The 19,739-nt window shown below is 60.9% G+C and carries 18 protein-coding genes; 3 read left to right on the forward strand and 15 right to left on the reverse strand.

Annotated elements, in window-relative coordinates:
* Positions 1 to 167: 167 nt before the first annotated feature.
* From ACMVPR_RS08860 to ACMVPR_RS08905, 10 genes are all read right to left on the reverse strand, one after another.
* Positions 168 to 1,205 carry an extracellular solute-binding protein gene (locus ACMVPR_RS08860; RefSeq protein ID WP_300585102.1) on the reverse strand — a complete coding sequence of 346 codons (1,038 nt, stop codon included), beginning with the start codon at positions 1,203 to 1,205 and terminating at the stop codon, positions 168 to 170.
* A gap of 53 nt (positions 1,206 to 1,258) precedes the next feature.
* Positions 1,259 to 2,287 (reverse strand): histone deacetylase family protein, encoded by a 1,029-nt coding sequence (locus ACMVPR_RS08865; protein WP_416882551.1) that lies wholly within the window; start codon positions 2,285 to 2,287, stop codon positions 1,259 to 1,261.
* On the reverse strand, positions 2,287 to 3,099 hold the full coding sequence (locus ACMVPR_RS08870; protein WP_416882552.1) for an ABC transporter permease: 813 nt from the start codon (positions 3,097 to 3,099) through the stop codon (positions 2,287 to 2,289). The genes ACMVPR_RS08865 and ACMVPR_RS08870 overlap by 1 nt, the downstream gene beginning before the upstream one ends.
* A complete protein-coding gene (locus ACMVPR_RS08875; RefSeq protein WP_416882553.1) occupies positions 3,099 to 4,019 on the reverse strand; it encodes an ABC transporter permease in 921 nt (306 codons plus the stop codon). The genes ACMVPR_RS08870 and ACMVPR_RS08875 overlap by 1 nt, the downstream gene beginning before the upstream one ends.
* Positions 4,019 to 5,110 carry an ABC transporter ATP-binding protein gene (locus ACMVPR_RS08880; RefSeq protein WP_416882554.1) on the reverse strand — a complete coding sequence of 364 codons (1,092 nt, stop codon included), beginning with the start codon at positions 5,108 to 5,110 and terminating at the stop codon, positions 4,019 to 4,021. Before ACMVPR_RS08880 ends, ACMVPR_RS08875 begins: the two co-directional genes overlap by 1 nt.
* A 151-nt stretch (positions 5,111 to 5,261) precedes the next feature.
* The gene (aguB, locus tag ACMVPR_RS08885; protein WP_416882555.1) at positions 5,262 to 6,137 is read right to left on the reverse strand and encodes an N-carbamoylputrescine amidase; all 876 of its coding nucleotides are present in this window, start codon (positions 6,135 to 6,137) and stop codon (positions 5,262 to 5,264) included.
* Positions 6,138 to 6,320: 183 nt separating this feature from the next.
* On the reverse strand, positions 6,321 to 8,399 hold the full coding sequence (locus ACMVPR_RS08890; RefSeq protein WP_416882556.1) for an FAD-dependent oxidoreductase: 2,079 nt from the start codon (positions 8,397 to 8,399) through the stop codon (positions 6,321 to 6,323).
* Between the two features lie 86 nt (positions 8,400 to 8,485).
* Complete coding sequence (locus tag ACMVPR_RS08895) at positions 8,486 to 9,421, reverse strand: LysR family transcriptional regulator (RefSeq protein ID WP_416882557.1); 936 nt, start codon at positions 9,419 to 9,421, stop codon at positions 8,486 to 8,488.
* Positions 9,422 to 9,502: 81 nt separating this feature from the next.
* Complete coding sequence (locus ACMVPR_RS08900) at positions 9,503 to 10,177, reverse strand: DUF1028 domain-containing protein (protein ID WP_416882558.1); 675 nt, start codon at positions 10,175 to 10,177, stop codon at positions 9,503 to 9,505.
* A complete protein-coding gene (locus tag ACMVPR_RS08905; RefSeq protein ID WP_416882559.1) occupies positions 10,174 to 10,602 on the reverse strand; it encodes a RidA family protein in 429 nt (142 codons plus the stop codon). Before ACMVPR_RS08905 ends, ACMVPR_RS08900 begins: the two co-directional genes overlap by 4 nt.
* Before the next feature lie 194 nt (positions 10,603 to 10,796).
* Here ACMVPR_RS08905 and ACMVPR_RS08910 point away from each other — a divergent pair, with 194 nt between their 5' ends.
* Positions 10,797 to 12,059 (forward strand): flavin-containing monooxygenase, encoded by a 1,263-nt coding sequence (locus tag ACMVPR_RS08910; RefSeq protein ID WP_416882560.1) that lies wholly within the window; start codon positions 10,797 to 10,799, stop codon positions 12,057 to 12,059.
* 163 nt (positions 12,060 to 12,222) lie between these two features.
* On the opposite strand, the gene ACMVPR_RS08915 is transcribed toward ACMVPR_RS08910, so the two are convergent.
* From ACMVPR_RS08915 to ACMVPR_RS08930, 4 genes are read right to left on the reverse strand one after another with little or no spacing between them, the layout of a single operon-like run.
* Positions 12,223 to 13,131 carry a hypothetical protein gene (locus ACMVPR_RS08915; protein ID WP_416882561.1) on the reverse strand — a complete coding sequence of 303 codons (909 nt, stop codon included), beginning with the start codon at positions 13,129 to 13,131 and terminating at the stop codon, positions 12,223 to 12,225.
* 46 nt (positions 13,132 to 13,177) lie between these two features.
* The gene (locus tag ACMVPR_RS08920) at positions 13,178 to 14,200 is read right to left on the reverse strand and encodes a TRAP transporter substrate-binding protein (protein ID WP_416882562.1); all 1,023 of its coding nucleotides are present in this window, start codon (positions 14,198 to 14,200) and stop codon (positions 13,178 to 13,180) included.
* A gap of 26 nt (positions 14,201 to 14,226) precedes the next feature.
* Positions 14,227 to 15,546 (reverse strand): TRAP transporter large permease, encoded by a 1,320-nt coding sequence (locus ACMVPR_RS08925; protein WP_416882563.1) that lies wholly within the window; start codon positions 15,544 to 15,546, stop codon positions 14,227 to 14,229.
* Positions 15,543 to 16,088: a TRAP transporter small permease subunit gene (locus ACMVPR_RS08930; RefSeq protein WP_416882564.1), complete on the reverse strand. Its 546-nt coding sequence runs from the start codon at positions 16,086 to 16,088 to the stop codon at positions 15,543 to 15,545. The genes ACMVPR_RS08925 and ACMVPR_RS08930 overlap by 4 nt, the downstream gene beginning before the upstream one ends.
* Before the next feature lie 126 nt (positions 16,089 to 16,214).
* Between ACMVPR_RS08930 and ACMVPR_RS08935 the strand changes: the two genes are divergently transcribed.
* Both ACMVPR_RS08935 and ACMVPR_RS08940 read left to right on the forward strand, forming a co-directional pair.
* Entirely contained in the window at positions 16,215 to 16,700 is a 486-nt protein-coding gene (locus ACMVPR_RS08935) for a MarR family winged helix-turn-helix transcriptional regulator (protein WP_416882565.1), read from the forward strand.
* Positions 16,690 to 17,574 (forward strand): isocitrate lyase/PEP mutase family protein, encoded by an 885-nt coding sequence (locus tag ACMVPR_RS08940; protein WP_416882566.1) that lies wholly within the window; start codon positions 16,690 to 16,692, stop codon positions 17,572 to 17,574. Before ACMVPR_RS08935 ends, ACMVPR_RS08940 begins: the two co-directional genes overlap by 11 nt.
* Before the next feature lie 60 nt (positions 17,575 to 17,634).
* Here ACMVPR_RS08940 and ACMVPR_RS08945 read toward each other — a convergent pair whose 3' ends face one another.
* Positions 17,635 to 19,701: a 3-hydroxyacyl-CoA dehydrogenase NAD-binding domain-containing protein gene (locus tag ACMVPR_RS08945; protein ID WP_416882567.1), complete on the reverse strand. Its 2,067-nt coding sequence runs from the start codon at positions 19,699 to 19,701 to the stop codon at positions 17,635 to 17,637.
* Between the last annotated feature and the right edge of the window lie 38 nt (positions 19,702 to 19,739).

Here is a 19,739-nt window from a genome sequence, read left to right on the forward strand (position 1 = left end):
TGGGCGCTTCACAATCGGCAAACCGGTCCAAGGCTTTGCCGATCTGCTCCTCTACGGGGCCGTACCAACGGTTTGGCTTTGTACAGGTCCTGACGCCAACACAATGCAATCGCATTCTTGTTAGGCTTTCCGCCGCTCCTTAAGGCAGAGCGGCGGAAAGCGCCTGATCACTTCTTCAGATTGGTCCAGATTTGGTCGTAGACCTCTTGCGTGGCCTGATCGCAGACTTCGATAAACACACCGGCCCCGGCGCTTGCCGGCGGGTTGCTTTCGGGTTGGGTCGCCAGCGTCGGGTCGAGAAACTCTCCGACACCCGTCAGCCCGGCATTGTAACGCGCGTAGTTGGTGACAGCGGCGATGTTCTCGGGCTCCAGCAGGAAGTCCATGAACTTGATCGCGTTGTCGCGGTTCGGTGCGTCCTTGAGCAAGACGACGTTGTCCATCCAGACGATATAGCCCTGCGTCGGGAAGGCGTATTCGATATTGGCCCCCTCTTCGCGGCCCTTGGCAGCGAAGCCATCGTAGATCTGGCCAACAGCCGCATCCCCAGAAACCAGCACTTCTTTTGCGGTGTCCGAGTTGAAGGACGCCCAATGGGTCTTGGCCGATTGCAACATGTCGTTCAGCGCCTTGAGCTGATCGCGATCGGACGAGCATTGCGGGATGCCCATGTGCAGCGCCGCCATGGCGAGCACTTCGCCCTGACTGTCGAGCATGTTGATCTTGCCCGACAGCTCGGCCGGGGGATTGAACAGGATGTCCGTGGTGCCGATGTCGCCTGTAAAGACGTCTCGGTTCACCGCGAACGATGTCGATCCCCACTGATAGGGGATCGAGTGTGCGCGCCCCGGATCGAAGGACGGATCGGCCCATTCCGGGGCAATGTTGCCTTTGTTGGACAATTCACCGTCAGCAATCGTATCGAGCAGACCTTCGCCCGCCATGATCTGCACCATGTAGTCGCCCGGCACAGCCACGTCGTAGGTGCCGATGGCACCGGCCTTGAGCGAGGCCAGAAGCGCCTCGTTGCTGTCGTAGGTATCCATGACCACCTCGACGCCGTATTCCTCGCTGAATTTGTCCAGCAATTCCTGCGGGATGTATTCGAACCAGTGGTAGATCACCAGTTTGCCCTCGGCCATGGCCGCCCCGGCTGTCAGCGCCAGCGCGCTTGCTGCGACAGTGGTCTTGAGAAATGTCTTCATGGTCAGTCCCCTTGTTGGTTGATGCCCTTGCGGGCGGAGTTGGTTTGCCACGTTCAGTGGCCTTGGAATCCTTCCAGCACGTTTACGGTGTTGATCCCGATTTCCGCGATGTCGTAGCCGCCCTCCATGACAAAGAGCGTCGGCAGGCCGGCTTCGGCGATGTCTGCGCCCATTGTGATGAAGTCAGGTGATTTGAGTTTGAAAAAGCTGATCGGATCGGTCTCGAACGTATCGACCCCAAGCGACACAATCAGGGCCTCGGGTGCATAGTCCGCGATCCGCGCCAAGGCTGTGGCCAGTGCAGTGCGCCAGACATCAAAACCCGTACCGCGCGGCATCGGCACATTGAGTGTAAAGCCTTCGCCTGCGCCAGAGCCGGTTTCGTTGGCATAGCCCAGGAAGTAGGGAAACGCCTCTTCTGGTGTGCCGTGCAGAGAGATGAACAGAACATCGGCGCGGTCGTAAAAGATGTCCTGCGTCCCGTTGCCGTGGTGGAAGTCGACGTCGAGGATGGCAACCCGCGCCATCCCTGTGTCGCGCAGATGTTGAGCCGCGATGGCGGCGTTGTTGAAAAAGCAATAGCCACCATAAAGGTCCTTGGCCGCGTGGTGCCCCGGCGGGCGGCAGAGTGCGAAACAGCCAAGCGCGCCGTTGCGCAGACGTTCGGCCCCGGTCAGGGCGACATGGGCACTCGACAACGCTGCCTGCCATGTGCCCTGCGTGATGCTGGTTTCGGCGGCGAGCGCGTAATAGCCCAACTGTCCGTCGATGCCCGAAGGACGCGCCTGCACCATACGGCGCGCGGGCCATGTGCTGGCGATTGCTTCGCCTTGGAACCCGGCGGCTTGCCAACGGTCCCACGCGGAGTGCAGGAAGTCCACATAGGCCGCGTCATGTACTGCGAGGATCGGCTCCATACCGAAGCTGTCGGGCGCCGTGATCGACCCCAGACCCACCTCGGTCAGCCGCGCATGGATATAGTCGAGCCGCGACGGGCGTTCGAACGGGTAGACCAGTTGCCCGCCATAGAGCTCGGTCTGGGCATCGCGCAGTTTGTGGTTTTCGGAATAGATCGTTTCCATCAGCGTCCCTCTTCCGGATCCCGGCGACCGATCAGCCAGGACAACGCGACCATGACGATGGACACCGCCAGCAGAAGCGTTGAAATGGCCATGATGTTGGGCTTGATGCCCTGTTTTACCGCGCCAAAGATCGCGGTGGGAAGGGTCTCGACCCCCGCGCCCTTGACGAAATTGGTGATAATGAAGTCATCAAGCGAGATGATGAAGGCAAGGATGAACCCCGACACGATCCCCGGCATCATCAGCGGCAGAAGAATTCGTGTAAACGCCTGCCGCTTGGTGGCGTAAAGGTCCATCGCGGCCTGTTCGTACGTGGCTTCGATCCCCTGCATCCGCGCAGAAATCGGCATGTAGGCGAAGGGAATGCAGAACGCGATATGGGCGAGCAGGATGGTCATCAACCCGCGTTCGATCGCGATGGCGTTGAAGAAGATCAGAGTAGCAACGGCAGTGACGATCTCGGGCACCATGAGCGGCAGGGAGATCAGGCCGATGGAGACCGTGCGCAGCCGGAACGTGCCAGCACGCAGGACAGCGGTGGCGGCAAGTGTGGCGATGATGGTGGCCGTGGTGGCAGCGGTGATCGCTATGATAAAGCTGTTCCAAGCCGCCTCTTTGAACTTGCCGCTTTCAGGGCCAGTGAACACGTCCACATACCAACGCAGCGAGAACCCTTCCCAGATCGTGATCGAAGGCGAGTCGTTGAAGCTGTAGATCGCCACCACCACCAGCGGCGCATAGAGGATCACCAGGCACAGCAGCGTTATGGCGAAAAAGCCCGGATAGCGGCGCAGGTCATAGGGTTTGGCCATCACGCCGCCTCCTTCCGGCTTTGGCGGGCAAAGATCATCAGCAGGATAAGTACCATCGTCAGCAGGATCATCGACGCCGCAGCCCCGAAGGGCCAATTGCCTGCGTTGCCCTTGAATTGTTCCTCGATCAACGACCCGATCATGAAGGTCTTGGCACCACCCAGCAGATCAGGCGCGAGGAAGGATCCGAGCGAGGGCACGAAGACAAGGATGCACCCCGCGATGATGCCCGGCTTGACTGACGGGATCACGATCCTGCGCATCACCGCCCAGCGCGGGGCGTAGAGGTCGGAGGCCGCCTCGGAGAGGGCGAAGTTGTAGCGTTCAACGGCCGCATAGATCGGCAGCACCATGAACGGCAGGTAGGAGTAGAACAGCCCCAACTGCACGGCGAGGTTGGTGTTCACGATGCCCAATGGCTCGGAAATGATCCCCAAACCGATCAGCCCGTCATTCAATGGCCCTTCGCCGCGGAGCAGGAACTTCATCGACACGGTGCGAATGAGCAGATTCACCCAATAGGGGATCGTCACCAGAAACACCCAAAGCGCGCGTTGCCCTTCCGGACGCGTGGCGATGAAATAGGCGGTCGGAAAACCGATCAGCAGGCTAAGGATCGTGGCCGCGCCCGCCTGCCAGATCGACCGCCAGAAAATCCCGATATAGGTCCATTCGATCTTCGGTGGTTCGTCACCGAAAAGGCCCCGGTCAAAGAAGAACTGGTCATAAGCCTCAAGGCTGAATTCCCAGATCACGCCGCCACGGAATTCCTTGGTCAGGAAAGAATAGACCAGCATGATCATCAGCGGTGCGAGCGTGAGCAGACCCAGTGTCACCCAAGCTGGCAGCAGCAACAATGTACGCGCCTCGCGATAGGTTTCGCTCTGGACCGCACCACCTGTCGCGCCACCGCCCGCCATCAGTCGATCAGGAGCCGTGCGGCCCCCTGCTCCATGTTGACTGCAACCTCGGTGCCCGGTTCAAACACTCGCGCGTTGCCACGCGAGGAATTGGACGATCGCACGGTGAATTGCGGCCCACCGTCCAGATCGACAATCGTGGCAATATCCGTGCCGATATAGATCATCTCGCACACCTGGCCCTTGAGGCTTTCATCCGCCACGGGGTCTGCCGACAGGAACAAACGTTCCGGTCGCAGCGACATATGCACCTTGGCGCCCGGCCCGATCCCATCCACCGCATCGCAGGTCAACCTATGTCCGCCACCCAAATTGCACTGCGCGCGCCCATTCGCGACCGCATCTACAGTGACTTCCATCAGGTTCGTATCGCCAATGAAGTCGGCGACAAAGACGTTGCGTGGACGTTCGTAGATCTCACGCGCTTCACCCAGTTGCTGCAATTCGCCGGAAGACATGACCGCGATGCGGTCGGACATGGTCAGCGCCTCTTCCTGATCATGGGTGACGAAGATGAAGGTGATGCCCGTTTCGCGCTGCAGGTGCTTGAGTTCCACCTGCATCGCCTTGCGCAGCTTGAGATCAAGCGCCGACAGCGGTTCATCGAGCAGCAGCACCTTTGGGCGTGGCGCAAGGGCTCGGGCCAAGGCGACGCGTTGCTGTTGGCCACCGGACAGTTGCGATGGTTTGCGTGCCGCGAATTGCGACAATTGCACCATCTCAAGCACTTCGCCCGCACGCGCACGGGCCTCTGCCTTGGATTTGCCCAGCATTTCAAGGCCGAACCCCACATTGTCGAGAACGGTCATATGCGGGAAAAGCGCATAGTTCTGGAACACCGTGTTCACCGGGCGCTTGTGCGGTGGCAGGGTGTCGATCTCGTCGCCATACAGGTAGATCGCGCCTTCGGTCACATCCTCGAACCCGGCGATCATCCGCAAAAGCGTGGTCTTGCCACAGCCCGAGGGGCCCAGAAGCGTAAAAAACTCGTTGTCCCGGATCGACAGGGAAATCGTCTTCAACGCCGTGAAGGTGCCATACCGCTTGACCGCGCCCTGCACGTCGATGGCGATGTCCCTGTCTTGCGGCAAATCGGTGTCCCCAACCGGTGAAATTCCTTGAACCGAGCGTAGAAACGAAGTCGCCCTTGCAGAAGACTTGTGTCCCTCAGCGCTTGTTAGCCTTTGCCTAATTTCTCTTCGCAGATCGCCCGTTTTTTGGGCATTGCGTGTTAGGTTCTTCCTATCCAGACACCCCATCAAGCGTGCCCAGAAGGCCGTAATGCTCGGGCCGACGGTCGCGGAAGACGCCCCAATAGGTTCGGTTGCGGGCCGTCTCGTCCAGATCGAACGTATGAACCAGCACGGTCTCGGTGGTCCGATCCGCTTTGGCCACCTTGGCGCCGAATTCGTCGGCAATGAAGGACGATCCGTAAAAGGTCATTTCGGTGCCGTGCCGACCCGGTTCCGTGCCGATGCGGTTCGAGGCGATCAGCGGCACGAGGTTCGCCCCTGCATGGCCTTGCTGGACACGCTGCCAATGGGGGGCGCTGTCCCACTCCTCGGCCCCGATCTCGGAGCCGATGGCGGTGGGGTAGAACAACAGCTCTGCGCCCTGCAACGCCATTGCCCGTGCGGTTTCGGGGAACCATTGGTCCCAGCAGATGCCGACACCGATCCGGCCATAGGCGGTCTCCCACACCCGGAACCCGGTGTCGCCCGGCGAGAAATGGTACTTCTCCTGATAGCCCGCACCATGCGGAATATGGGTCTTTCGATAGAGACCCAATTGGGCGCCGTTCGCGTCGATCACGGCAACCGTATTGAACCGCGCCTGACCGGCGAGTTCGTAAAATGACACCGGCAGCACGACTTTCAGGTCCGAGGCCAGCTTGGCAAACCGCTCTAGCGTGGAATGGTTGGCGGCAGGCCGTGCGCGGAACAGATCTTCGGGGTCTTCGTCTTGGCAGAAATAGCGGCTCTCGAACAATTCCTGCAGCAGGATGATCTGCGCGCCGTGACCGGCGGCCTGCCGGACCAAGGCTTCCGCCCGCTCGATATTCTCTGCCTCATCTGCCCCACAGGCCATCTGTGTCGCGGCAACGGTGACCTGTCTCATATTTCGCCCCTCAGTTCGTCATTGGTGCCGCAGCCCGTCGAGCATGGCATTGCAGACCTGCCTCTCCGACTGCAACAGGTGTTCATCCGACTTGTACTCCTGCCCGCGCATCGAAACGGCACCACAGAACTCCGTCGGGATGGCCACCCCGCCGCGGTGCCAGAGGCGACTTTTTGGTGCTCGTCAATCGACTGCAAGCTCCGTGATTTCGCGACGGAATGGCAGCGCATCGCCAATATCCTCACCATCCAGTTCACGCGCATAGCGATGGCCTGCATAGGTCGCCCAGGCAATCGGTCCCGGCGCTTCGGCATCCCCGATGAGCCGCACGGAGGCGATCCCGGCATCCGCCCAATCCGCCTCGCGTGCTTTCAGGTCGTGGTAAAGTCGGTTGTTCTCCAGCTTCGATGCCACGACGACCACCGCGTCGCAATCAATCTGGCGGGTCTGGTCGGTGTAGGTGCAGTTCGACACCACATGGCCCGCCGCGATCTCGGTCACACCGCGATTGAGAACAATCTCGACGCCCATCTCGGCCAGTCGGCGGTGGATCGTGTGCTGTTCCAGCGTGTTTACCGTCCAATCCGACAGATACGCCGATGGCGTGACAATCGTCACCGCGCAGCCCTCGTTGCGGAGCAGTTCCGCCAGAACGCCGCCCATGTAGTAGTGATCGTCGTCATAGATCACCACGTGGCCCGAGGGGCGCTGACCGTCCATGATGTCATCGGGCGTGAACACCGGCATCGCCGCATCCATCGGAAACGACACGACGTGCTGGCGGCTGACGCCGTCCCTGCGCCATTTGGCCCCGGTCGCGATACAGACGTTCTGGAAGCCGAATTCGAGGATCGCGTCCGCATCCAGCGCGCTGTCGAAATAGGTCTCGACGTTTGGTTTCTGACTGATCTGATAGGTCCGGTAATCCGCAACTCTCCCCCAGGCCGACAGGCCCGGCAACAGCCTTTCCCGCGCCACGCGTCCACCCAGCACACGTCCGGCCTCGGCCAGTGCCACGTCATAGCCCCGTTCGGCCAAGGCGCGGGTCGCTTCCAACCCGGCCGGGCCTGCGCCCACGACCAATACGTTTTCGCTGCGACCCTTGGGGTTCATGCGTTCGGGATGCCAGCCCTTGCGCCATTCCTCCATGAAGGTGGGGTTCTGCGTACAACGGCTGATCGACATGGTCATGTCGCCGGTGATGCAGATGTTGCAGCCAATGCATTCTCGGATGTCCTCGATCCGGCCTTCCTCGATCTTCTTGGGCAGGAACGGATCCGCAATCGACGGTCGTGCACAACCTATGGCATCGAGCACCCCGCTGCGTACCATCTTGGCCATTACATCGGGCGAAGTGAAACGCCCGACCCCCACCACCGGTTTCGACGACAGCTCTCGGATGCCCCGCACCAACGCCTCTTGCGCGCCTTCCTCTTTAAAGCGTGACGGGCCAGAGCAATCTTCCCACGTGCCATGCGCAAGGTCCCACAGGTCAGGCAGGTCCTTGTTCATGTCGATGAACTCACGCACCTCGGCGTTCGAGAAGCCCAGATCGCCGATGCTCTCGTCCAGCGAGACCCGCAGAGTGAGACCCATACTGTCCCCCACCGCGTCGCGCATTTCGGCAATCACCTCGCGCGCAAACCGGGACCGGTTTTCCAGACTACCGCCGTACTCGTCGTCACGCATATTGGTGGCGCGGCTGAGAAAGTGCTGGAAAATGCCGAACCCATGCGCACCGTAAAGGCAAATAAGGTCAAAACCCGCGATCTTGGCGCGCTTGGCTGCGTTCACGAACCAGCGGCGCAAATCCTTGATCTCGCCCTTCGACAAGGCGCGTGCCTGAACGGGGTCATTGGTGAAGGTGCGGATCGGCCCGGCAGAGACCGCAAGCGGCACTTCCTTGGTGTACATGTTCGGCCCGTTGATGCCGGAATAGGCAAGTTGAATGCCCGCCAGCGCGCCATGCTCTTTCATCTTGCCCGCCATCTTGGCGAGCATAGGGATGTCCTTGTCCTCCCACAGGCGGAGTTCGATGAAAGGGGTGATCTCCGATGTGTGGTGCATCTCGCATTGCTCGGTAAAGATCACACCCCAACCACCTTCGGACTTGATCCCGCGCATAGCAGCGGCCGCCGAGGGGTCACGATAGCCGCCACCATTGCAATGCGGGACCTGGTAAAACCGGTTCTTGGCGGTGACCGGACCGATGGTCAGCGGGTCGAATAGCACGTCATACCGGGGATCGCGTCCGTCGAGCATTCGTCTCTCCTGTCGATTTTGACCAGCTTCGCCGGAAATGCTGCAGCGCAAAAGCCCAGCTTCTGGAAGCGTTGATTAGGCCCGCGCTAAGCCAACGGCTGTCCCCCGATCCGGTCCAGTTGCCCGGTGGCCACAAGGTTTGATGCGTAGTCGATGAAGGCCCGCACCGCGTTGGATCGTGCCGCGTCCTGGGCCGTCAGCAGGCCCATCCGCAACGCGCGGACATCCCCCGCAATGGGCAGAACCCTGACCGGATTGCCATCGGGCGAGGTATCGCTGAGCGGACGGACATTCGCGATGGAATAGCCGAAATCGTTGCCCACCATAGACCGCATCACCGCCATGTCGCGCGTACGTTCGGCGATCACTGGCTTTTCACCGATCACATCGAAAAGAGACAGGAAATAATCCGCGCTGAGCGGCAGGTCCAAAAGCACCATGGGATGTTTGCTCAGATCGTCCATCGTGACAGATGTCTGCTGTGCCAAGGGATGATCCGCGCTCAGCAGCGCGATAGGAGGCAGAAGCACGAGCGCAGTGAATTGAAGATCGGCCGGCAATTCAAGATCATAGGTCAATGCAACGTCGATTTCAGAACGCCGCAGCGCGCTAAACAATTCAACCTGATTCATTTCATGCTGTCGCATGCGCACATCCGGAAAATCCGCCTCGAACCCTTTTCGCAACGTCGGCAATACCAGTTGTGCAAAGGTCAGAAGGCAGCCGACGCTGAGCGGTCCACGCACTGTCCCTGCGATGTCACCTGCGATATCCATCATCGCCCCGGCTTCGCGAAGGACCAGTTGCGCCTGAACCAGCATTTCACGCCCGGCCTGGGTCAGGGACAATCCTTGCGCGTGCTGGCGGACGAATAAGGGAAGGCCAAACTCTGCCTCAAGCTGCGAAATTGCCGAAGAAATCGATGGCGATGACACGTTGATCCGCTCCGACGCGCGCGCAATGCTGCCGGTTTCGCCGACAGCGACGAAATATTCCAATTGCCGCAGCGTATAACGCAGCATCTGCTTCCCCTGTTCGATGGCTCACTTCAAACTCTGGACGGGTTCGCAGATGTCTTCAAGGCAGCGTCGCACCAGTCTTCGTTATTGATCGCCCGGGACGCCATAAGACGGTGCCTGCGTTGGATCGAGCGCTCGTTGCACATAGGCGTCGAGTTGTGGTTTGTAGACCTCCCACGCTCTGGCAACCGCTTCGATTGGGCAGTCTTCGGTCCAGTCGCAGCGCAGATCTGCCACGGGCCAGCTGACTTTGTCGACAAGCATCATTCCCGCTGAATGCACCGGCCCAGCTTCGCCCCCTGCGGCAAGCCCTGCGCGCAAGGCCGCGATCAGACGGTCGCCAAGATGGCCCCTTGCCGCCTCAAAACCCGCAACGATGGCCGCTGGCACAGTGTCATTGGCCAGCAGATTGCCGCCCGAGGCTACATCCCTGCCCTGCGCCTGCGTCCAGACCCCCAGCGATTTCGACCCGGAGTGGATCGCTGTGCGGCCCTGCCGATCAATCGCCAAAACCTGACGATAGGCAATGTGCCGCCCCTGATCGCGAACGCCCGCAATAGCCTCTGCCGCCGACATGCCACCCTGCATCATGTCCAGCGCAAAAGGCCCGAGCGATGGGTCGGTCACGTTCTGGCTGGCCACCGCACCGACACCGGCCCGCGCATAGGAACAGCGCGCTGCAACTGCAGGCGAAGACGAAGAAATCGCAACTCCGAACATCCCTGTTTCGGCACAGCGCGCGACCAGTGAAAACGTCATCGCTGATACCCGTCCGGGATCACGGCAGTGCCGTCGATCTCGACCAGCCATTCTGGTCGGGCAAGCGCCTGCACCACAAGCCCGGTCGACACGGGGTACACGCCTTTTATGTATTCACCCATGGTCCGGTAAACCGCCTCACGGTGGCGGACGTCGGTGATATAGACGACCACCTTGACCAGATGGGCCATCTCTCCGCCGGCTTCCTCGATCAATTGCTTGATGTTCTGCATGACTTTATGGGTCTGTTCGGCCGGATCATGGCTGTCGATATTCTTTGCATCATCAAGGTTCTGCGGACATTGCCCTCGCAGCCAGACGATCTTGCCTCCCGTCGTCACTACGGCCTGGCACAGATCATTGTCGAGCCGCTGCTCGGGGTAGGTGTCTGCGGTGTTGAATGTGCGGATGCGCGTATGGGCCATCGATCATGTCCTCTTGAGGTTCGTCAAAGGTCTATCCCGCGGGCCATGAAATGTCGAAAGACACATTCCCTCACCTGCGCTTAGTCCAAGCCTAAGATTGGTTAGAGACAGCCCAAGCAAGGCTTCCGGAATTCATTGTGTGCTGCGGTGGCTGAGGCCGCCTAGTCTTGCCGCAAGCGTCATGGAGGCAAGAGATGGAAGAATTCGACACCGTGGTCGTCGGCGCCGGTCAGGCCGGTGTGGCGATGAGCGAGCATCTGACCAACCTGGGGATCGATCACGTTGTTCTTGAACGCGATCGGGTCGCGGAACGTTGGCGCAGCGAACGCTGGGATTCCCTTGTCGCGAATGGACCGGCCTGGCATGATCGCTTTCCAAACATGAAATTCGATTGTGATGACGATGCTTTTCCACACAAGGAACGCGTTGCCGCCTATTTCGAAGCCTATGCAAAGAGGTTCAATGCACCGATCCGAACCGGCGTCGAAGTGACCGCCGTCACGCCGCATAGGGGCCGTTTTGTGGTCGAAACCTCTGAAGGCGTCATCAACGCCCGTCATGTTGTCGCTGCCACCGGACCATTTCAGAAGCCTGCAATTCCTCCAGTCATCCCTGTCGATGCCGGTCCCTTGCAGATGCACTCGAATGCCTATCGCAACCCGGGCCAACTGCCGGATGGTGCCGTTCTGGTTGTCGGTGGAGGGTCGTCCGGGGTCCAGATCGCCGACGAACTGATGAAGGCCGGGCGTAAGGTCTATCTGTCGATTGGACCCCATGATCGCCCTCCCCGCCGGTATCGCGAGCGCGACAACGTCTGGTGGCTGGGCGTGCTGGGCAAATGGAACGCCGACAGCCCCGGCCCCGGAACCGAACATGTGACCATCGCCGTCAGCGGCGCTGAGGGCGGCAAAACAATCGATTTCCGGAGACTCGCGCATCAGGGCATGACGCTTCTTGGGATGACTGCCGGTTACAAAGGCGGCGTTGTCACCTTTGCCGACGACCTGCCCACAAATCTTGCAGCCGGAGACGCAAACTATCTTTCTGTACTGGACGAAGCGGATGCCTATATCGCGCGACACGGGCTTGACCTCCCAGAAGAGCCCGAGGCGCGGATCATTCCGGACGATCCTGAATGCGTCCGCAATCCCATCACTGAACTTGATCTGAGGGAAGCCGGCATCAGCACGATTTTGTGGGCCACCGGCTACAAGTTCGATTTCAGCTGGATCAAGTGCGACACCTTCGACGCGTTGGGCCGTCCGCTCCATCAGCGCGGAGTGAGCCGTGAACCGGGCCTTTATTTCCTCGGTTTGCCTTGGCAAACCCGGCGCGGATCCTCGTTCATCTGGGGGGTTTGGCATGACGCAAAATTCATTGCGGATCAGATCGCCATACAGCGGGGTTATATGTCGTACACCGGAACTGCCGCCATTCGCGTACCTGAAGAAGCTTGAAAGGCGCACCCAAAACGCGTGTTTGTCCCAACAAGAAGCTTTACTCGTTCGGCAGACGGAGCAGCAGAAAATCCGTCACAGTTAAGGGATCTGCTCTGACAAAAAGATCACCACCATCCAGCAATGAAGCCGGTTTTTGGTGCTCAGTTCGGGCATCTACTCGTCATCCAAGGGCGGCTTCCAGCACAGCGTCCGAGTGGCGATCCATCATCAGCATATGCGATCCGCCAGGGGCAACCTCTGTGACGGTATCAATAAGACGCACGGGCGCTCCGGACTTTGACACCTGCGTGAACGAAGCGGCCCACGCGTCACGCCGCGCGCTCCAATGCGGGGCGACGTCGAGGTAATCGCCCTGTACCAGCGTCAGGGGACATTGTGCAAACGCGGTCTGACCTGCGGGCAGCGCAGAAGGTTCAATCGCGACGATCCCCGAAAATAAGTCAGGGCGGGCGGCATATGCGTCAAAGGTCATCTCTGCGCCTTGAGAGTGACAGATCACAAGCGCAGGACCGGTGTGCGCAAGTACGGCCAGCAGCCCATTTGTCTGGAGCTGCGAAGTTCCGATCCAGCGTGGGGCGAACCGCTCGGCCAGAGCTGCAAGAGCTTGGACCGGGAATTGCTGCTCGACAAAAGGCTTACGGTCCGCAAACCCGGCGGCAGGTCCGAAGCGAAACAGGTCCCAGGCTTCCTCCAGCGAGCGCAGGATCGGGTCCGGCCCCATCACCTGCGGCGCAAAGCCTGCCCGCCCACGTTCGACCATATCGACCACATGCACCTCGTGTCCGAGGTCAAGCAAACGGTGAAGCCAGCCCGGGCGGCCATCCGGAGTGGTTTCCCAGGTCGAGCCACTCATCCCTCCGCCATGCACCAGCACCACCGGGGGCGCGTCGCGGCGGGTGGCGGGGATGAAATACTGCACATAGGTCTGGGCGACGGCGAAATGGCCGCGCGGATCATAGGGGATCGCGGTATCGCGGGTCACCTGGATCTCGCGGATCTCACCCTCGGCAACGTAGTGCAGATGCCCGCCCACGGTGTAGCTGCCAAAATCGCGAAGCGTGTAGGTCATGCGGCCAACAGGCCCCGGCGCTGTGACACGCCGAGGCCTGTCCTGATCATTCGAGGCTGTTCAGTGCTTCATACTCGTCATACGCCTTCGAGAAGGCTTGATAGCTTTCAACGACGCGAGCGAACATCGGGTCGGCTGCCGATTGCTCCGCGTAAACGGCGTCCGAGGCGGTGCGCAGCGCCTCGATCACTTCATCCGGAAAGCGGCGGACCTCGACGCCATTGGCGCGGAAGGCGTCCAGATATTGCTGCTGGCCGACCACGGCGGTGCCGATGGTCCAAAGGTTCAGGTCCATGCAGGCCGTTTCGATCGCCGTGCGGTGCTGTTCCGTTAGCCCGTCCCACATGTCCTTGTTCATGTAGAACTCGATAAAGCCCGACGGCTGGTGCCAGCCGGGAAAGTAGTAGTTTTTGGCCACCTTGTCGAAACCGAGAAGCCGGTCGACCATGGGAAAGCTGAGTTCGGTCGCGTCCAGACGCCCGGTTTCCAGCGCGGTCGAAATCTCACCCGCCGGAAGGCTCATGGCATTGGCACCCAGCTTGGCAAGGATCGCGCCTCCAAGGCCGCCGATGCGAATGTTGAGGCCCTGCAGATCCTCTACCGAGTTGATTTCCTTGGTGTACCAGCCGCCCGCTTCGGAAATGATGACGCCACAGGGCATCGGCACCACGTTGAATGGCTCATAAATCTCTCGCCAAAGTTCCAGCCCACCACCGTGATGGACCCAAGAGACATATTTGATCGCGTCCGGACCAAATGGCATAGAACCAAAGAGCGCCGCTGCAGGCGCCTTGCCTGCCGCGTAGGCCGCAAAGCTCATGCCTGCGGGTATCGCTCCAGCGCCGACATTGTCGAAGATCTCGAAGGCGGGCGACAACTCACCGTCACCAAGGTGGATGAAATTGACTTCACCGTTGGTCAACGTGGACACTGTGGCGGCAAAGCGGTCGATGCCCGGGCCAAGCACGGGCAGTTGCTTGGCGAAGGCCGATTGCAGGTTGTAATCTTCAGCCTGTGCGCCTGCGGCCGTCATGACCGCCAGAGCGGCCCCGATAAGCAGTTTCTTCATTGTCTTTCCTCCCAGAAAAGCGCCTGTCACAGCAGGCCGGTTATCAGCCAAGGGAATACCATCATAAGCCCCAAAGCAAAAAGCTGCAGCGTGATGAAGGGCATCACTCCGCGGTAGATTTCGGTGGTTTGCACCTGATCGCCCGCCGCCCCGCGCAGGTAGAACAACGCAAAGCCGAAGGGCGGTGTCAGAAAACTGGTTTGAAGGTTCACGGCCACAAGAATGCCAAACCAGATCATCAGCGCCTGCCCCTCCAGCCCGTTGCCGAAATCGAGCCCCGCAATCACCGGTGCGAATATCGGGATCAGGATAAGCGTGATCTCCAGCCAATCGAGCACAAACCCAAGCACGAAGATGGCCGCCATGACCACCATCAGCACCACCCAAGGCGCGGTGCCAAAAGCCCCCAGAGCGTCGCGGATCATCGCATCACCGCCAATGCCCTTGAAGACGGCGGAAAAGCAGGTTGCCCCGACAATGACCATCATCACAATCGAGGTGGCCAGAACGGTATCCCGCGCGGCGTCCATGATCACTCCGACATCGAACTTGCGGTACAGCGCGGTCACCAGGATCGCCCCAAGTGCGCCAAGGCCACTGGCCTCTGTGGGCGTCGCAAGCCCCGTGATGATCGAGCCGAGAACCGACAGCACAAGGATCAGCAGCGGGGCAACATCAATCAAGGTGCGCAGCACCCCTCTGAGCAGGCCTATCGGCGCAGCTTTTTCGGCACGCGGCAGACCTCGCGCGCGCCAGATGATGTAGATCCCATAGAGCAGCACGAGCAACAGGCCCGGCCCGATGGCCCCGGCGAACATATCCGGCACCGGGGTTTGCAACTGATCGCCAAGGATAATCAGCATCACCGAAGGCGGGATCAGGATCGCCAGCGTGCCACTGGCCGCGATCAGCCCTGAGGACGTTGCCTTGTCATAGCCGACCTCGACCATGCGCGGCAGCGCCAGCAACGCCAGCAAGACAACCGAGGCACCTACCACGCCCGAACTGGCCGCCAACAGCACACCAATCACCAGAACCGCGATGCCCATGCCAGCCGCCGTGCCACCCAAGGCGCGCTGCGCGCCTTTCAACGCGTTCTCCGCCACGCCGGATTTTTCAAGGATCAGGCCCATGAAGATGAACATCGGGATGGCCACAAGCAGCCAGTTTGTCAGCACATTGGCATAGATACGGCTGACGATGAGGTTGAAGAACGCGATCGGAAGGTCAGAGAGCAGGATGAAAATGGCCGAAGATCCAGCGAGGACAAAGGCAACCCGGTAGCCTGCCAGAATACCCGCAAGGGTCAGGGCGGCCATGGCCAGGGGAAGGACAAGATCGCTCATCTTCGCAGGAAACCCCGGATCAGGCGCACACTTTCCCATAGCACTGCGACGGCCAGAAGCGACAGACCAAGAGGCAACACCAGCTTGATCAGCCACAGATCGTTGAGCCCGCCACTCGCCGAGCCCTCATCGGACCGCCAGGCGCGCTCCCAAAATCGCACAGAACCGGGGATGGCCATGACAAGAAACGGCGCCGCAAAGATCAGGTTGCCCGCCAAATCCAGAGCTGACCGCCCACGCAGCGGGTACCGATCATACAGAAAATCGACCCGTACGTGGCGGTCGCGTAACAAGACCAGACCGGCGGGCAGCAGGGCAATCACCGCCAGAATGTGCCATTGCAGATCCAGCAACGAATTCAGCGATACGGCAGCGCCGAACCAGAAAACGCGGTTCGCAAAGCTCAGCAAAGGATTAATATCAAGGAAATTGGCAAACACCTGCAATGCGATGCACAGCATCAGCGCGATCACCAGAACCGCAAAGCTGTTCAGCAGGGCACGCTCTGCGCGGACAATCCACGTCTGGCCCTTGTCGGCCATCCTTTCCTCCCCAATCACGATCTTGAACGCTTTGGTAAAATCAGCCTAGCAATAACTCGCTCCATATGGAACTATATTATTGCCGGATATCTTGTCAGAAGTCTTGCCTGAAAAGGAGGGCGGCCGTTGAAGCTTATCGACATTTTGGGCGGCACGCCGCTGCCCGTGGGTTACCGGATGGCCTTTCTCACGGTGTTCTTCAGAGAACCGCTGCTGCGCCGTATCGAGCGCGAGCATGGGCTGGTGCGGCCAGAATGGACCGTGCTGGTTTGTCTGGCCTATCAGGACGGTCTGAACGCCCGGGATATCTGCGAGATCACGGAACAGCCTTCGAATTCCATCAGCCGAGGTGTCGCTTCGTTGCTGAACAAGGGCTTTGTTGCCCGCCGCCCCGACCCCGAGGACGCGCGGCGCAATATGCTCGACATCACACCCGCCGGACGTGCGGTCTACAGCGCCGCCATGGATCTGTTCGTGCAGGCCGAAACGCACATGACCGCCTGCCTGAGCGACGCTGAACGCGCCACGCTGATAGGTCTGCTCGACAAGTTGGCGCGCGATGTGCCGCGCTGGAGAACCATGCCGCCCTATACAGAGGCCAATGATGATTAATGCGCCCTACCCCAACCCCGCCGCCGCGTCGCTGCGCCGCCTTCTCGCACGACCGGGCCTTGTGATGATGCCCTGTTGCTTTGACGCGCTCTCGGCCCGTTTGATCGAGCAAGCAGGGTTCGAATTGACCTTTCTGTCGGGTTTTGCCGCGTCGGCCAGCCGGATTGGCGCGCCTGATCTGGGTCTGATGAGCTTTGGCGAAGTCCGCGATCAGGCCCGCAATGTGATGGAAGCCATCAATATCCCGATGATGGTGGACGGCGACACCGGCTACGGAAATCCGATGAACGTGCTGCGCACCGTCGAGGGTTTCGCTCGTGCGGGCTGCGCTGGCGTGATGATCGAGGATCAGGTGGCGCCCAAGCGCTGCGGTCATACGCAGGGCAAGGCTGTCGTCGACCGCGAAGAGGCGTTTGACCGGATCCGCGCCGCCGTCGAGGCACGGGGACGCGCGGATATCGTCCTCAAAGCACGCACGGATGCGCGCCGTACCCATGGGCTGGCCGAGGCCATCGAACGTGCGCAGACCTTTACCGAATTGGGCGCCGAGATGGTGTTCATCGAAGAGCCGCTGGACATCGACGAGATGCGTACGATCTGCAAGGAGGTGCCCGGCGCGATGGTGGCCAATATGCTGGAGGGTGGGCAAACTCCGATCCTGCCGCCGGCGCAGCTTGAAGAGCTTGGGTTCAAGGTGGCGGCCTATCCGCTTGCCGCGCTGTCGGCGGCCATGCAGGCAATGGTCGGCACGCTTGCGGCACTCAAGGCAGGGAAAGATCATACCGGTGGCCTGATGCCCTTTGCCGAATTGCGCGACCGGATCGGCTTCAACGCATATTACCAGACAGAGGCGCGCTACTCCCGGCGGGACTGAACATTTCGCCAGACCTAAGTTTGTCCTGCTGCCGGTTTCGTGGACCCCAAGAGTGGGTGTTCATGAAACCGGCGAATCCACGTGGCGAGAAGAGCACTCAGCCGCGTCCAACAGTGCGGGAGCAGGCGTCCAGGCCAGCGGGTCTTCCTGCGCCCATTCGGACAGCCGCGCGACGATTGCCTTTGCCCCCAAGCTGTCGGCGTGATGCATCAGCCCGCCCCGCCAACGCGGAAAGCCGTAGCCCAAAACCGTGACCAGATCGATATCGGACGCCCGTGCCGCAATCCCCTCTGACAGGATCGCAGCAGCTTCGTTCACCATGGCCAATACGAGCCGCTCGACGATCTCGGCCTCGTCGATCCTGCGCCGCGTGACGCCAGCGAACCAGGCCTCCTCACGCGCGAGGTCTTCGACCAACGGATCGATCACCTTGCCGCCGCCGCCCGGGTAGCGATACCAGCCCACACCGACCTTGCGCCCAAGCCGCCCTTCGTTGACCATCCGGTCAGAAATGGGGATGTAGCGCCGCGCGGGGTCGCGGGTGGCATCTTGCCTGCGGCGATTGGCAAATGCGATGTCCAGCCCCGATAGATCCTGTGCCTCGTAAGGACCCATGGCCATGCCAAAACCAACCATGGCCTCGTCGATCTCCCACGGGTTGGAGCCGTCCATCATCAGCGTGTCGGCGGCCTCGCGGTAACGCGCAAGAATGCGGTTGCCGATGAATCCATCGCAGACACCCGCCACCACCGGCACTTTGTTCAGTTGGGCCGCCAGTGAATAGCCCGTGGCCAGCGCACGGTCCGATGTCGCGCCGGCGCGCACGATCTCGAGCAGTTTCATGATATGGGCGGGCGCAAAGAAATGCAGGCCCAAAAGGCGGGAGGGGTCTGCCAGAGCGCGCGCGATCTCGTCGATGTCGAGATAAGAGGTGTTGGTGGCGAGGACGGCTTCGGGCTGGAGGTGGCTTTCCAGCATGGCAAAGACCTGACGCTTGACCTCAAGGCTTTCAAAGGCGGCCTCGATGGCAAGTGTCGCGTCCGCTGCAGCAGCGGGGTCACGATCCACCACCAGACGACCCAGACGCGCGGCAATGCCGCTGGCATCAGTCAGACCGCGCCCTTGAGCAGCAGCAGCCAGCTTGTCGATATTGGCGCGGGCGCGTGCCACTCCTTCGGCATCGGTTTCAAGCAGGCAGACTGAAAGCCCGGCATCCAGCGCCGCCCAAGCGATGCCCGCGCCCATCGTGCCACCGCCCACCACAGCGATCCGATCAAGCGGCGCAGGTGCTGCAGTCAGGCTCGACGGGGCCTTCGCGGCGCGTTCAGCAAAGAAGACATGGCGCAGGGCCCGCGCCTGATCGCCTGCCCGCAATTCGAGGAAGGCCGAACGCTCTGCGGCAATCGCTTCGGCAAGCGGAGTGTCAGCGATGGCCGCCACGAGTGCAATGGCGCGCAAAGGGGCAATCTGCCCGGGCATCTTGCGCAGGGCGGTCTGGCGGGCAGCCTCCACCGCTGCAGGATCAGCCGCAGGACTAGGCAGATCATCGGTCTGTGTCGCAAGGCTGAGCGTGCCGATATCGAGCGCAAGTGCCACCGCAAGAGGATCGTCCGCCTGCCCATCGATCAGGCCAAGCGCCTCGGCGCGGGCGGCAGTCACGGGCTTGCCGGTGGAGATCAGATCGAGCGCGGGGGCCAACCCGATCAGGCGCGGCAAACGTTGCGTCCCTCCCGCACCCGGCACAACGCCCAGCTTGACTTCGGGCAGACCGATCCGCGCGGCGGGCACAGCGATCCGGTAGCGACAGGCCAGCGCCAATTCGCACCCTCCGCCAAGTGCCACGCCATTGATCGCAGCAATCCACGGCACGGGGCTCGTGGCAATTCCTGCACAGATCTCGTTCAAGTGTGGAGCAACCGGGGCAGCATCGAATTCGCGCGCATCGGCACCGGCAGCAAAGGTCCGGCCTGCACCCGTCAGGATGACCCGCGTCAGCCCGGGCGTCGCCGCCGCTTGCGCCAGAGCCTGCGACAGCCCCTCGCGCGTCGCATGCCCGATCGCATTGACCGGAGGCGCCGCCATTGTGACCAGAAGGGCCGTCCCCAGATGCTCTGTCTTTACCGTCATCGCAGCCTCAATTATGCTTTATCATGCACATAATGCTA

This window comes from Marivita sp. (assembly GCF_048006345.1).
Classification (GTDB): Bacteria; Pseudomonadota; Alphaproteobacteria; order Rhodobacterales; family Rhodobacteraceae; genus Marivita.